The sequence below is a fragment of the Brachybacterium sp. B718/18 genome (genome assembly GCF_055454375.1).
This window is the reverse complement of the sequence record NZ_JBVDDO010000005.1, coordinates 1-13,833: the sequence shown is the minus strand read 5'-3', so window position 1 is coordinate 13,833 and position 13,833 is coordinate 1. Positions and strand designations below refer to the sequence as shown.

At 73.8% G+C, this 13,833-nt stretch carries 12 protein-coding genes; 5 read left to right on the top strand and 7 right to left on the bottom strand.

Annotated features, from left to right (window positions below; all coding sequences use genetic code 11):
• Nucleotides 1-161: 161 nt before the first annotated feature.
• Genes ACZCAH_RS09230 through ACZCAH_RS09215 form a run of 4 tightly spaced genes read left to right on the top strand, consistent with a single transcriptional unit; the run spans nucleotide 162 to nucleotide 4,769 of the window.
• On the top strand, nucleotides 162-1,847 hold the full coding sequence (locus tag ACZCAH_RS09230; protein WP_464340796.1) for a DNA repair helicase XPB: 1,686 nt from the start codon (nucleotides 162-164) through the stop codon (nucleotides 1,845-1,847).
• Nucleotides 1,848-1,875: 28 nt separating this feature from the next.
• The gene (locus tag ACZCAH_RS09225) at nucleotides 1,876-2,391 is read left to right on the top strand and encodes a LapA family protein (RefSeq protein ID WP_464340795.1); all 516 of its coding nucleotides are present in this window, start codon (nucleotides 1,876-1,878) and stop codon (nucleotides 2,389-2,391) included.
• A 54-nt stretch (nucleotides 2,392-2,445) separates the two neighbouring features.
• Nucleotides 2,446-3,165 carry a response regulator transcription factor gene (locus ACZCAH_RS09220; protein ID WP_329747141.1) on the top strand — a complete coding sequence of 240 codons (720 nt, stop codon included), beginning with the start codon at nucleotides 2,446-2,448 and terminating at the stop codon, nucleotides 3,163-3,165.
• A gap of 29 nt (nucleotides 3,166-3,194) precedes the next feature.
• Nucleotides 3,195-4,769 (top strand): sensor histidine kinase, encoded by a 1,575-nt coding sequence (locus ACZCAH_RS09215; RefSeq protein WP_464340794.1) that lies wholly within the window; start codon nucleotides 3,195-3,197, stop codon nucleotides 4,767-4,769.
• A gap of 69 nt (nucleotides 4,770-4,838) precedes the next feature.
• Here ACZCAH_RS09215 and ACZCAH_RS09210 read toward each other — a convergent pair whose 3' ends face one another.
• From ACZCAH_RS09210 to ACZCAH_RS09180, 7 genes are all read right to left on the bottom strand, one after another.
• On the bottom strand, nucleotides 4,839-5,390 hold the full coding sequence (locus ACZCAH_RS09210; protein WP_464340793.1) for a DUF4031 domain-containing protein: 552 nt from the start codon (nucleotides 5,388-5,390) through the stop codon (nucleotides 4,839-4,841).
• A gap of 5 nt (nucleotides 5,391-5,395) precedes the next feature.
• Nucleotides 5,396-6,634, bottom strand: a complete 1,239-nt coding sequence (locus tag ACZCAH_RS09205) for a DUF418 domain-containing protein (RefSeq protein ID WP_464340792.1) — start codon at nucleotides 6,632-6,634, stop codon at nucleotides 5,396-5,398.
• Entirely contained in the window at nucleotides 6,631-7,587 is a 957-nt protein-coding gene (locus tag ACZCAH_RS09200) for an RNase H family protein (protein ID WP_464340791.1), read from the bottom strand. The genes ACZCAH_RS09205 and ACZCAH_RS09200 overlap by 4 nt, the downstream gene beginning before the upstream one ends.
• 48 nt (nucleotides 7,588-7,635) lie before the next feature.
• Entirely contained in the window at nucleotides 7,636-8,670 is a 1,035-nt protein-coding gene (locus ACZCAH_RS09195) for an alcohol dehydrogenase catalytic domain-containing protein (protein ID WP_464340790.1), read from the bottom strand.
• Nucleotides 8,671-8,680: 10 nt separating this feature from the next.
• Entirely contained in the window at nucleotides 8,681-8,953 is a 273-nt protein-coding gene (locus tag ACZCAH_RS09190; protein WP_464340789.1) for a GNAT family N-acetyltransferase, read from the bottom strand.
• Between the two features lie 187 nt (nucleotides 8,954-9,140).
• Complete coding sequence (locus ACZCAH_RS09185; protein ID WP_464340788.1) at nucleotides 9,141-11,093, bottom strand: glycoside hydrolase family 2 protein; 1,953 nt, start codon at nucleotides 11,091-11,093, stop codon at nucleotides 9,141-9,143.
• 158 nt (nucleotides 11,094-11,251) lie between these two features.
• On the bottom strand, nucleotides 11,252-12,253 hold the full coding sequence (locus tag ACZCAH_RS09180; protein ID WP_464340787.1) for a LacI family DNA-binding transcriptional regulator: 1,002 nt from the start codon (nucleotides 12,251-12,253) through the stop codon (nucleotides 11,252-11,254).
• A 251-nt stretch (nucleotides 12,254-12,504) separates the two neighbouring features.
• Between ACZCAH_RS09180 and ACZCAH_RS09175 the strand changes: the two genes are divergently transcribed.
• Nucleotides 12,505-13,833: DEAD/DEAH box helicase (locus ACZCAH_RS09175; RefSeq protein WP_464340786.1), on the top strand; the 1,329-nt coding region annotated here is incomplete at its 3' end.

Genomic DNA, 13,833 nt, shown 5'->3' with positions numbered 1-13,833 from the left:
AGGCCGGCGGGCAGCGCGGGCCCGATCGATCGCGTCCATTCTAGGGAGTCCGCGCCGACGGCGTCCGAGCGTGCCAGGGCTTGCCGCGTCCGCGCCCCGGGACATCGCTCTCCCGGGCCTGAGTCGCCGCAGCGCCAGGACCCCGGGCGTAGCCTGAGGGGATGACCGACGGCCCCCTCATCGTCCAGAGCGACAAGTCCCTCCTGCTCGAGGTCGACCATCCCGGAGCTCGTGCGGCCCGGCTCGCGATCGCCGCCTTCGCGGAGCTCGAGCGGGCGCCCGAGCACGTCCACACCTACCGGATCACGGACCTGGGCCTGTGGAACGCGCGCGCCGCCGGCTACGACGCGGAGACCGTCGTCGCCGCCCTCGTGGACCACTCCCGCTATGCCGTCCCGCACGCGCTGCTGCTCGACGTGGCCGACACCATGGACCGCTACGGCCGGCTCCGCCTCGAGGCCGATCCCCGGCACGGGCTCGTGCTGCGCACCACCGACCGGCCCGTCCTCGAGGAGGTGCTGCGGGCCCGGCGGGTGCAGGGCATGCTCGGAGCGCGCCTCGACGAGGACACCGTCGCCGTCCATCCCTCCCAGCGCGGCGCGCTCAAGCAGGCGCTGCTGAAGCTGGGCTGGCCCGCCGAGGACCTCGCCGGATACGTCGACGGCGAGGCCCACCCGATCGCGCTCGCGGAGGACGGCTGGCAGCTGCGCCCCTACCAGCAGGAGGCGGTCGAAGGCTTTCGGCACGGCGGCTCCGGCGTCGTGGTCCTCCCCTGCGGCGCGGGCAAGACCCTCGTCGGCGCCGGGGCGATGGCCGCGATGCAGCGCACCACGCTGATCCTCGTCACCAGCACCGTCTCCGCGCGGCAGTGGCGCGACGAGCTGCTGCGCCGCACCACCCTCACCGACGAGGAGATCGGCGAGTACTCCGGATCGAGCAAGGAGATCCGCCCGGTCACCATCGCGACCTACCAGGTGCTCACCACGAAGCGGAAGGGGATCCACCCCCATCTCGAGCTGATGAGCGCCCGCGACTGGGGCCTGATCGTCTACGACGAGGTGCACCTGCTGCCCGCCCCCGTGTTCCGCATGACCGCGGACCTGCAGGCGCGGCGACGGCTGGGCCTGACCGCGACCCTGGTGCGCGAGGACGGCCGCGAGGGCGAGGTCTTCTCGCTCATCGGCCCGAAGCGCTACGACGCCCCCTGGAAGGACATCGAGTCGCAGGGGTACATCGCCCCGGCGGAGTGCACCGAGGTGCGGGTGAGCATGCCCGCCGAGGACCGCATGGCCTACGCCATGGCCGAGGCCGAGGACCGCCCCCGGCTCGGCGCCGCGCACCCGGCGAAGATCGACGTGGTCGAGCACCTCGTCGCCCGCCACCCGGACGAGCCGCTGCTCGTGATCGGCCAGTACCTCGACCAGCTCGAGGAGATCGCCGAGCGGCTCGGCGCCGACCTCATCACCGGGCAGACCCCGGTGCGGCGTCGCCAGGAGCTGTTCGACGCCTTCCGCGCCGGGGAGATCACCCGCCTCGTGGTCTCGAAGGTCGCGAACTTCTCGATCGACCTCCCGGAGGCCTCGGTCGCGATCCAGGTCTCCGGCGCCTTCGGATCCCGGCAGGAGGAGGCGCAGCGGCTCGGGCGGCTCCTGCGGCCCAAGGCCGACGGGCGCTCCGCGCACTTCTACACGGTCGTGCTGCGGGACACCCAGGACCAGGACTTCGCGGCGAACCGTCAGCGCTTCCTCGCCGAGCAGGGCTATGCCTACCGCATCGTGGACGGCGAGGACCTGCGGCGACTCGCGGGCGGTAGGGCCTCGGACGAGGTCGCCGGATCGCTAGAGTGAGCCCAGTCGTCGACCCCGAGGAGCGTTCATGAGCACCGGACCCGAGAACCCCGACCAGCCCGTCCGTCGCGCTCCCGAGCCGCCGCGCCCCGCAGCGGAGACCGCGTCGCCCGAGGTCCCGACCACCGCAGGCGCCCCGTCGGGCGCGACCGAGGCCCCCGCCGGTCCGCCGTCGGCGGTCTCCCCGACCTCCTCCCCCACCGGGCGCCGCGCCGCGCCGCGAGGGGATGCACCGGAGCCCGTCGTCGAGGAGCCGCTCGACACCTCCCGCGGCGGGAAGACGGCCGGCATGTGGATCGGCCTGATCCTCGGCGCGGTGATCCTCGTCCTGCTGCTGATCTTCGTGATCCAGAACAACGTCACCGCCCGCTTCCAGTACTTCGGCGCCGAGTTCGATCTGCCCCTCGGCGTCGCCATGCTGCTCGCCGCGATCGCGGGCGCGCTGGTCATGGCGCTCGTCGGCTCCGTGCGGATGATCCAGATGAGCTGGACCATCCGCAAGCTGCGCAAGCAGCAGGAGAAGGTCCGCCGCGTCACCCGGTGAGCGCGTCCAGCCGACGTTCAGCCGACTCCCACGTTCGGGGAGGACGGTGAGCCCATGACCACGACTGCAGACCAGGACTTCGAGGCCCGGCTCCTCGTCGTCGACGACGAGCCCAACATCCGCGACCTCCTCGCCACCTCCCTGCGCTTCGCGGGCTTCGAGGTGTTCACCGCCTCCACCGGCAACGAGGCGATCCGTGAGGCCACCGAGAACCAGCCCGACCTGGTCGTGCTCGACGTGATGCTGCCCGACATGGACGGCTTCACCGTGACCCGTCGGCTGCGCGACCGCGGCGAGCAGTACCCGATCCTGTTCCTCACCGCGAAGGACGAGACGCAGGACAAGGTCGCCGGGCTCACCGTCGGCGGCGACGACTACGTGACCAAGCCGTTCAGCCTCGAAGAGGTCGTGGCCCGGATCCGCGCCGTGCTGCGCCGCACCCACGGCGGCTCGGAGACCGCGGTCGACAGCTCGCTCGTGGTCGGCGACCTCCGTCTCGACGAGGACTCGCACGAGGTCTACCGCGGGGACGTGACCATCGAGCTCTCCCCCACCGAGTTCAAGCTGCTGCGCTACCTGATGCTCAACGCCGGGCGCGTGGTCTCCAAGACCCAGATCCTCGACCACGTGTGGGACTACGACTGGTCCGGCGAGGTGGGGATCGTCGAGTCCTACATCTCCTACCTGCGCCGCAAGATCGACGTGATCGGCGACCCGATGATCCACACCAAGCGCGGCATCGGCTACGTGCTGCGCGCCGCCGACGGCGCCTGAGCCCGGGCGCCCCGAGAAGACTCCGAGTCGTGGCCCTGCCGACCCTGCGCACCGAGAGGCCCGTGTCCCTGTGGACCCGGATCGTCGCCCTCATCTCGCTGCTGCTGGTGCTCGGCACCGTGATCACCGGCAGCCTCTCGCTGTTCCTGCTCAACCGCACGCTGATCCAGGCCGTCGACAACAACCTCCACTCCGGCATGGGCGAGATGCTCGAGCTGGCCCAGCACGAGCTCGCCGGGCAGGACGACGAGGTGCGCTCGAGCACCTACACCCCGGTCGAGTACGCGGTCGAGGTGCGCGACAGCTCGGGGCAGTCGATCGAGAAGGTCGTCGTCCACTACGGCAGCAAGGACGTCTCCGTCCCCTTCCCGGATCTCACCGAGGAGCAGATCCGGGATCGCGGGGGCCGGCCGTTCACCGTGCTGGACTCGGCGGAGAACCGCTGGCGGGTCGTGGCGATGCTCAACACCGGGCCCGAGAAGGGCAGCGTGTACGTGGCCCTGCCGCTCACCGGCGTGGACCGCACCATGCACGAGATGGCCCTGATCATCGTGCTCGTCGGGACCCTGGTGGTGCTCGTGGGCATGGGCCTCGGCGGGTACATGACCCACCGTTCCCTCGAGCCGCTGCGCGACGTCGAGGCGACCGCCTCGCAGATCGCCGGCGGCGACCTCTCCCGACGTGTGCCGGTCACGCAGACCAGCCTCGAGGTGCACGCCCTGGCCATGTCCCTCAACGAGATGCTGGTGCGCATCGAGCAGGCCTTCGCGGCGCAGTCCGAGTCGGAGGAGCACGCGACCCGCTCCGAGGCGCGGATGCGGCGTTTCGTGGGCGACGCCTCCCATGAGCTGCGCACCCCGCTCGCCGCCATCCGGGGCTTCGGCGAGCTGTACCGGATGGGGGCGCTGCGCACCGACGAGGACGTCGCCTCGGCGATGCGCCGCATCGAGGACGAGGCGCGGCGGATGGGCTCGCTCGTCGAGAACCTCCTGCGGCTCGCCCGGCTCGACGAGAACCCGGACCTCGCGCTCACCCCCGTGGACCTCTCCGATGCGCTCTTCGACGCGGCCCAGGACCTGCGCGCCCTGGACCCGGGGCGCCGGGTGATGGTGGTGTCGCTCGCGGGGACGGCGCTGACCGTGCAGCCGCACGTCGCGATCGGCGTGCTGGGCGACGAGGCCTCGCTGCGCCAGGTGATCCTCAACCTGGTCGGCAACGCGAACCGGCACACGCCCAAGGGGTCGCCGGTGGAGATCGCGGTGGGCTACACCGAGCAGGGCACGGTGCTGCTCGAGGTCCGCGACCACGGCGAGGGCATCGACGAGGAGCAGCGCGAGAGGGTCTTCGAGCGCTTCTACCGCACCGACTCCTCGCGGGTGCGCTCGGCGACCCAGGGCGGCGGCGCGGGCCTCGGGCTCTCCATCGCGGCGACCATCGTGCAGCAGCACCGCGGAGCCATCGGCGTGAAGGAGACCCCGGGCGGCGGCGCGACCTTCTGGGTCGAGCTGCCGAGCACCGAGATCGAGCCGGAGGACCGCGCCCAGCCCGACCAGGTCCGGGCGATCGACGTGCGCGGGACCGACGGGGACTCCCCCGCCGGCTGAGCCCGGCGCGGTGCTCGCGCGGCGCAGTGGTCGCGCGGCGCAGTCGTCGCTCTGTCAGGGGCGGAGCCGTCAGAGCTGCAGCAGCTGGCCGACGAAGCCCGCCTCGCCGCGGGCACGGGCGAGCTGGTCGAGATGCGCGAGCAGCTGGTCGGCGGCGCGGCGCCCCGCGTCGTCATGCGCCTCGATCCGGGCGGGCCCGACGGGCTCCTCGCGGCCGAGCCGGAACGCTCCGGGCGGGGCGCCTGACGCAGGCGGCAGCGGATCGGCATGACCCAGGAGGCCGACGACCAGATCCGCGGGGACCGGCTCCAGACCGAGCGCCGCGGCATGCTCGGCCGTGCGCCGCGCGCGGGCCGCGGGCCGGTCCCGCAGCGGGACGCGCAGCCCGGAGGCGATCAGGATCCGGGTCAGCTCCCCGTCGCCGATCATCCGCACCCCCGCGCCGACCAGCCTGTCCCGGGCCTGCTCGGGCCAGTCGTAGTGGTCGAGGTCGAAGCTGCGCGGGGGCAGACCCGCACGGGCCGCGGTCTCGTGCAGCTCCTCGAGGGAGCTGTCGGAGACGAGGTGGCCCCAGACGGTGCCGTGGCGGGGCCAGCGCGGGGTGTCGGCGTAGACGGTCATCGCGCTCAGCCTACGGCCGCACCCGCTCCGCGGGGCCGGGCGAGGCGGCGCAGGAACGCCTCGAGCGGGCCCCGTCGGCCGCGGCGCCGCAGCAGCTCGGCGAGGCCGACGAGCAGGAGCCAGCCCGCGACGACCAGGAGCGCCGCCGGGGCGGTGCCGAGACGGGCGCCGAGGTCGAGGGTGTAGGGCGGGAAGAGCAGCAGCGCCTCGAGGGACAGCGCCACATAGGCGGTGAGGGAGTTCGTGCCGAGGGCGGTCACGGCGCGGGCGGGGGCGACGAGCGCGCCCGGGCGGGCGGGCTCGGCCCCGCCGTCCCCGGGCCGGGGCGGCAGCAGCCGCTCGGCGAGGAGGGCGCAGGCCGCGGCGAGGCCGACCGCGGCCACCAGCCCGGTGAGCTGGTGGATCGTGCCGAGGATCCCCAGCACGATCACCGCGTCGAGCCGCTCGTGGTGCGGGTCCAGCACCAGCACGACGGTGAGCGGCAGGGCGCCGAGCAGCCCGATCCCGAGGCCCACCGCGGCGGTGGGGCGCAGCAGCGCGCGGTGCCGCGGGACGTCCTCGAGGAGACGGTGGCGAGCGGCGAGGGCTCCGATCGCCATCGGGGCGAGCAGCCCGAGGTCGTAGGCGGGGGCCGTGGCCAGGTCGAACAGCGCCTCGCGAGCGCGCGGCAGGAGCGTCTCGGCATAGGTGGCGGCGCTCGCGAGGACGTACCCGTCGCCGCCGCCGAGGCCGACCACCCCGTCGGCCCAGCCCCAGGTGCCGAGCGGGAGGAGGGCGAGCGCACCGCCGAGCGCCAGGAGCACCGGATGGCGGGACAGGAGCAGCACGCAGAGCATGCCGATCATCGCGTAGGCCACCAGGATGTCCCCGCTGAACAGCAGCGTCGCGTGCAGCAGGCCGATCGCGAGGAGCACCAGGTGGCGGCGCAGCATGCGCAGCACGAAGCGTCCCGGCCGCTCGCCCGCCGCGAGGGAGCGGCGGTGGAGGATGCCGAGGCCGTATCCGAAGAGCAGGGCGAAGAGGGGGAAGAGGCGGTTGTCGACGGACAGGGCGAGGAGCACGTCGACCGCGCGGTCGAGCGGGGCGGCATCGGCCCGCTTGAGCAGCACCGTCCAGGGCTCGCCGTGCAGCCAGGCGACGAGGTTCGCGAGCCCGATCCCGAGCAGGGCCAGGCCGCGGGCGAGATCGGGGCCGGCGGCGCGCTCCGCGAGCGGGACCGGGGCGGTGGGCGCGAGGACGCTCACCGCTCGTCGGCTGGGGTCCCCTGATGGTGGCGCAGCAGCCACCGGTCGCCCTCCCGCAGCCACAGGGAGCTGCGCAGCACGCGCGAGCCGTCGTCGCGCCGGGTCGCGAAGGTCAGCAGGACGACGCCCGGGGCGACCTCCTCGGCGACCAGGTCCTCCGCCTCGACGCCGGAGACCGGCGCGATCTCCTCGAGCAGCTCCTCCCGGGTCCACGCGCGTCCGCTCGCCCCGATCTCCGTGAAGCGCGGATGCAGCAGCGCGGCGGCGCTCGGCGGATCGGCGCGCAGGCGCGGATCCAGCAGGGCCAGTTCATGGGCGGCGACCTGTTCGAGGGCGGTATCGGCGAGGGCGGGCTCCATGCCCTCGGGGGCACCGCAGCGGTCGGGGATCGCGGGGGCGTCGCCGGGGCCGGGCTCGTCGGTCTCGAAGAGGCTGAACAGATCGTCGGGCTCGTCGGACGGGGCGGGGTCCGACGCCGCTCGGGCGCTGCCGCGGTAGCCGGGCCCGACCTGCGGATCCTGCTTCTTGGAGAAGGCGGTCGCGGCGGCGTTCGCCCGACGGTCCGCGGCCTCGTTCATCGCGTGCCCGGCGTGGCCCTTGACCCACTCGAACTCGACGCTGCGACCGGCGAGCGCCCGGTCGATGGCCTGCAGCAGCTCGACGTTCATCACCGGCTTGCCGTCGGCCTTGCGCCAGCCCTTCCGCTTCCAGCCCGGCATCCACTTGGTGACCGAGTTGATGACGTACTGGCTGTCGCAGAGGACGTGCAGGTGCTGGTCGGCGTCCACCGCGGTGGCCTCGAGGAGGTCCAGGACCGCCTTCAGCTCGCCCATGTTGTTGGTGCCGTGGGGCCAGCCCCCGGCGCGCCAGGTGTCCTCGTCGATGTACCAGGCCCAGCCGGCGGGCCCGGGATTGCCGAGGGCGGAGCCGTCGGCCGCAGCGGTGATACTCATGGCCGCTATGGTTCCACAGGGCCCCGCAGAGACGTCAGAGGAGAGGCGTCAGCGGATCCGCGCCACCGTCATGCCGGCGCTGGTGGGCGGGGCGGAGAGGGCGGGCAGCGCGGCGGGAAGCTCCTCGAGGGCGAGGATCCGGCCGACGGTGCGACCGAGATCGAGGCGGCCCGCGGCCACGTCCGCGAGCAGATCCACGTACTCCGCGACGGCGAGACCGTGGCTGCCGAGGATCTGCAGCTCCTGCCCGATCACGCGCCCCATCGGCAGCGCCGGGTCGGCATCGTCCCCGAGCAGCAGCCCCACCTGCACGTGGCGACCGCGGGGGCGCAGCGACAGGATCGAGGTGCGGGCCGTCGCCGCGGAGCCGAGGGCGTCCAGCGCGAGATGGGCACCGCCGCCGGTCGACTCCCGCACCCGGTCGACCACGTCCTCGCCGGCGGCAAGGGGGGTGGCCCCGAGGGCGCGGGCGGCCTCGAGCGCCGCCGCGGACACGTCGACCGCGACGACCTCCGCCCCCGCGGCGCGGGCGATCATCACGCAGGCGAGGCCGAGGCCGCCGCAGCCGATCACCGCGACCTGCTCCCCGGGGCGGACGGCGCCCTGGGTCCGGACCGCGTGATGGGCGGTGCCGACCCGGCAGCCGAGCCCGGCGGCGAGCGTCATCTCGATCTCGTCGGGGAGGCGGACCAGGTTGTGCTCCGCTCCCGTGACCACGACCTGCTCGGCCCAGGACCCCTGCTGGTCGAAGCCGGGCTGGCGCTGGGCGGGGCACACCTGAGGTGCTCCGGCCCGACACTCGGCGCACTCCCCGCAGGCCAGGATGAACGGGGCCGTGACCCGGTCCCCCGGCGCGAACGACCGCACGCCCTCGCCGACCTCGCGGACCACCCCGGCGAACTCGTGCCCCGGCACGTGCGGGAGACGGACGCTGTCGTCATGCCCCTGCCAGGCGTGCCAGTCGCTGCGGCACACCCCGGTGGCGTGCACCTCGATCAACGCCCCGCCCGGAGGGCAGATCGGATCGGGCAGCTCGACCAGCTGCGGCGCAACGCCGAAGGCGTCGTAGCGGACGGCTCTCATCGCGACCTCCTCATGCCGTGGCGACCGGCTTCTCGTAGGTCGCGTACACGGAGGCCCGGGTGAAGCCGACGGCCTCGTAGAGCCGGGTGGGCCCGGTGAGCGACTCGGTGTCCACCTCGAGCTGCGCCTCCTCGTAGCCGGCGGCACGGCCGGAGGCGAGGCTGCGCGCGAGGGCGGCCCGGGCGAGTCCCCGGCCGCGCGCCTCGGGGCGGGTGCCGACGAGGCCCACGTGCAGGTGGCCGGGGCGGTCCTCCTGGGTGAGGGCGGTGAGATCCTGAGTCATGCGGTCCCTTCGGTCAGGCGGTACACGGAGACGTGGCGGCGGGAGTCGACGGTAACCGCGCGGGGGCGAACATCCCCTCTCCGGTGGTGTCGTCGGCGGAGGCCGCGTCGGCGTCCCAGAGTCGGCTCTGATCGACCATAAGCCCCGGGTGGTGGGCGGCGGGGACCCGGGCCAGCGGATCTCCGGGTCAGTCCGCCTCGTACGCCGCGGTCTTCTCCTGGACGGCGCGGAGGCGGGCCAGGTCGAGCTTGCGCCCGCGGGCGAAGTCCACGATGCCGTTCTTCTCCTGGAAGACATCGGTCATCTGCGTGTAGCAGTAGCCGAACATGAGGGGGTCCTCGAGCAGCACGCGGGTGAGCCCCTCGAAACGCTCGTACAGCTCCGCCTCGCTCGCGATCCGCTGGCCGTAGCCCCACGACTCGGCGGCGTTGTTGCCGGCGCGCTCGGCCTCGGCGGCCTCGCGGGCCTCCTGCTCGTTCCACCAGATGCCGCCGTACTCGGAGACGAAGTACGGCTGGCCGGCGAAGGGCAGGGAGAACTCGCCGTCGGCGAAGGGGTACTCGTCGGGCGCGAGGTCGCGCCGGTTTGCGAAGGGCCGCCCCTCGGCGAGTCCGGACTGCTCGGCGCGGAAACGCTCCGGGTCCTGCTCGTAGGAGTGCGAGTCGTACACGTCGGCGCCGCGCACCCGGTGCGAGTAGCCGGAGGCGTCGAGCACTGGCCGCGAGGGGTCGGCGAGCTTGGTCGCGTCGTACATCGCCTGGGTGACGGTGTCGAGCTGGGTGTAGCGGTCATGGAGGATCTGGTGGGTCTCGTTAAGGGGGCACCAGCCGATGATCGAGGGGTGGTTGATGTCGCGGGCGACCGCCTCGATCCATTGCCCGATGAAGGAGGCGGTGGGCTGCTGGTTGTCGCCGAGCGGGCCGAGGCCCGAGACGCCCCAGTCGCCGAACTCACCCCAGGTGAGGTAGCCGTGCAGGTCGGCCCAGAACAGCATGCGCTGCTCGAAGACCTTCTGGTGGAGTCGGGCGCCGTTGAAGCCGGCCTCCATCGCCAGGCGGATGTCGGTGGTGAAGGCGGAGTCCGTCGGCGTGGTCATGAAGGTCTCCTCCCAGTACCCCTGGTCCAGGACCAGGCGCTGGAAGACCTTCTCGCCGTTGAGGCGGTACTCGTGGGCGTTCAGCGAGGTCGAGCGCAGACCCGCGTAGGAGCGGACCTCGTCGAGCACGCCGCCGGCGTCGTCCAGCAGCCGCACCTGCAGCGCGTACAGCTCGGGGGCGCCGGGGCCCCACACGCGCACGTGCTCCGACGGGATCGTCAGCGAGAGGTGCGGGGCGAGGTCGAGGTCCGCGCGGACGGAGGTGCGCGCGACCTCCCCGCCGCCGGGGACGGAGGCGATGACCTCGAGGGTGGTGCCGGGGGTGCTGCGCGAGAGCGGCACGTCGATCGCGAAGGAGGCCGCGGCGAGCGAGGGGAGGATGCGCAGCGAGCGGATCTCGTCGACGGGGACGCCCTCGAGCCAGACGCTCTGCCAGATGCCGGTGGTGCGGTGGTAGTTGGCGTGCGTGGGCCGGAACCAGGTGGACTGCTTGCCGCGTGCCTGGGGCTGATCGTGCGGGTCGCGGGCGCGGACCACCACGGTCACCTCGCTGCCGGCGCCGACGCCCGGGACCTGCGAGAGATCGGCCGCGAAGGGGGTGAAGCCGCCGCGGTGGCGGGCGACCTCCACGCCGTTCGCCCACACGGTCGCGTCCTGATCGACGGCCTCGAAGCGGAGGATCGGGCGCAGGCCGTCCCAGTCGGCGGGGATAGCGACCGTGCGGCGGTACCAGACGGCCTCGAGGAAGTCGCGGTCGCCGATGCCGGAGGCCGCGGTCTCCGGCGCGAAGGGCACGGTGATGGTGGTGGCGAGCTCGGCGTCGAGCAGCCCGCGCTCGCGACCCGTGTCGCTGCGGTCGATCTCGAACTGCCAGGTGCCGTTGAGGCTCAGCCAGGCGGAGCGCTGCAGCTGAGGGCGCGGATGCTCGGGGCGGGGCACGTCCGCCGCCGCGGAGAGCGGCGCATCGAGCTGGGCGGCCAGCTCGTCGGCTCGGGCGAAGAGCGCGGAGAGCGACTCCGGCAGGGTGGGGTTCTGGTCGGGCACGGACTGCTCCTGGGGTCGAGGGGACTCGGCGCTGAGGCCTCGGCGCACGGTGCGCCGGACGGGCTGTCAGGCGTCAGTCAACCGCACCCCAGCGCGAAGTGCAACGTGGGAATCACGAGGTGGACACGGCCGACGGGCACGAGCTTGCGGGGCGCGGGTCAGCGGGTGGTGTCGCGCTCGACGAGCCGGTGCGCGATCACCCGCTCGACGCCCTCGCGCTCGGCGGGGGCGGCGAGGGCAGCGTCGAGTGCGGCGGCGACGAGGGCGTCGAGGTCGGGGGCGACGGTCGTCAGCGCCGGGCGCGTCCACGCCGCTTCGACCAGGTCGTCCCAGCCGACCACGGCGACGTCCTCGGGGACGCGGAGCCCCGCATCGAGCAGGGCGATCAGCGCACCGATGGCGAGCAGGTCGTTGCCGGCCACGACCGCATCGAAGTCGAGGCCCTCGGCGAGCGCCGCGGCGATCTCGTCGCGGCCGCCTTCCCGCGTCCAGTCGCTCACGTGGCGGATCAGCGCGGGGTCCTCGTCGAGCCCGGCCTCGGCGCTCGCGAGCCGGAAGCCGACGAGGCGGTCGGCGCCCGTGGAGCGGCGCCCTTCGTCGGCACCCAGGAACAGCAGCCGACGGTGACCGGCGGCCACCAGGTGGCGCACCACCTCGGCGGCGGAGGCGACGTTGTCGATCGCCACGTGCACGATGTCCGGCGCGGCGAGCAGCATCTCGCCGAGCAGCACCACGGGCGGGCCGGAGGTGCGGTCACGCAGGTCCTCGGCGGTCAGGGCCGACGGGGAGATGACCACGGCGTCCACCGGGCGCGAGCTGCGGCCGCTGATGTGGGCGCGCTCGGTCGCGGCGCTGTGCAGCGACACCTCGACGCTCACGGTGCGCCCGCGAGCCCGGGCGGCGGCCTGCATCCGTTCGGCGAGACGGGCGAAGTACGGGTTCTGCAGCTCGGGGACCACGAGCGCGAGGGATCCCGTCGGCCCGCCGCGCAGCTCGCGGCCGACCTGGTTGGGGACGTAGCCGAGCTCCTCGATCGCCGCCAGGACCCGCTCCCGGGTCTCCGGGCGGACCACGGGCCGCTCGTTGACGACGTTCGACACGGTCTTCCAGGACACGCCCGCCCTCTCGGCGACGTCCTTGATGCTCACCCTGCGCGCCATCGGTCCTCCAGCTCTCCCGGTGCTCGCACCCTACGTCCCCGCGACGCTCCGCTGCGGGAGCCGGGGTATCTCACATCGGCGGGCCCCGGTCTCGCCACCGGGCGGGGCGGCCCCTACCGTGGAGCTCGAGTGCCGTCACCCCGCCGCGGCACAGGTCCCCGTCACGGGCGACTGCGCAGACCCTCCCCACGCCGTCAGCGGCGCCGGGCCCGGGCGCACCGGGCGGGACGCACCATGCAGAACGGATCCTCGTGACCACCTCTGACTTCGCACGCCTCGGCGTGCCCACCGCCCTCGTCGACGCACTCGCTCCGCAGGGCATCACCTCCCCCACTCCGATCCAGGCGGCGACGCTGCCCGACTCCCTCGCGGGTCGCGACGTGCTCGGACGCGGCCGCACCGGCTCGGGCAAGACCTACGCCTTCCTCCTCCCGCTGGTCGCCCGCCTGCTCGCCGAGCCGCGCCGCCGCCAGGCCCGTCGGCCGCGCTCGCTCGTGCTCGCACCGACCCGTGAGCTGGCCTCGCAGATCGCCGACTCGCTCGCCCCGCTCGAGCGCGCCGGGAAGCTCCGCAGCACCGTCGTCTTCGGCGGCGTGGGGCAGAACCCGCAGGTCAACGCCCTCGCCGGCGGGGTCGACGTGCTCATCGCCTGCCCCGGCCGCCTGCTGGACCTGATGGGCCAGGGCCACGCCGACCTCTCCGCCATCGAGATCACCGTGATCGACGAGGCCGACCACATGGCCGACATGGGCTTCCTGCCGATGGTGCGCCGGATCCTCGCAGCGACCCCCGCGAAGGGGCAGCGCATGCTGTTCTCCGCGACCCTCGATGCCGGCGTGGACAAGATCGTCCAGCAGTTCCTGCACGACCCGGTCACCCACTCCGCCGACCCGGCCACGAGCCCCGTCGGCACCATGGAGCACCACGTCCTCGAGGTCGACCCGACCGCGCGCTTCGACGTGCTGCGCGACCTCGCCGCCGCGCCGGGCCGCACGATCATGTTCACCCGCACCAAGTACGGGGCGAAGAACCTCGCCCGCAAGCTCGCCGCGCGCGGTGTCGACGCGGTGGACCTGCACGGCAATCTCTCGCAGAACGCCCGAACCCGGAACCTCGAGGCCTTCGGCTCGGGCACCGCGACCACGATGGTCTGCACCGACATCGCCGCGCGCGGCATCCACGTCGACGAGGTCGCGCTCGTGGTCCACGCCGATCCGCCCATCGAGTACAAGGCCTACCTGCACCGCTCGGGCCGCACCGCGCGGGCCGGCGAGTCCGGCACCGTCATCACCGTGCAGACCCCGGAGCAGCGGAAGGACGTCCACGACCTGATGCGCAAGGCCGGGATCACCCCGACCCGCCACCAGGGTGTGACCGCGGCGAGCCCCGTGCTCACCGCGCTCGCCCCGGGCCAGCGGGTCGAGACCCATGAGCCGCGCGGACCGGTCACCGAGGACAGCCCCGAGGAGCAGGCGCGCCGCGAGGCGGGCATCCCGGGTGGCGGTCGTGGGCGCGGACGCGGCCAGGGCGGCGGCCAGGGCCGTGGCGGACGCGGCGGCCAGGGCGGCGGCGAGGGCCGC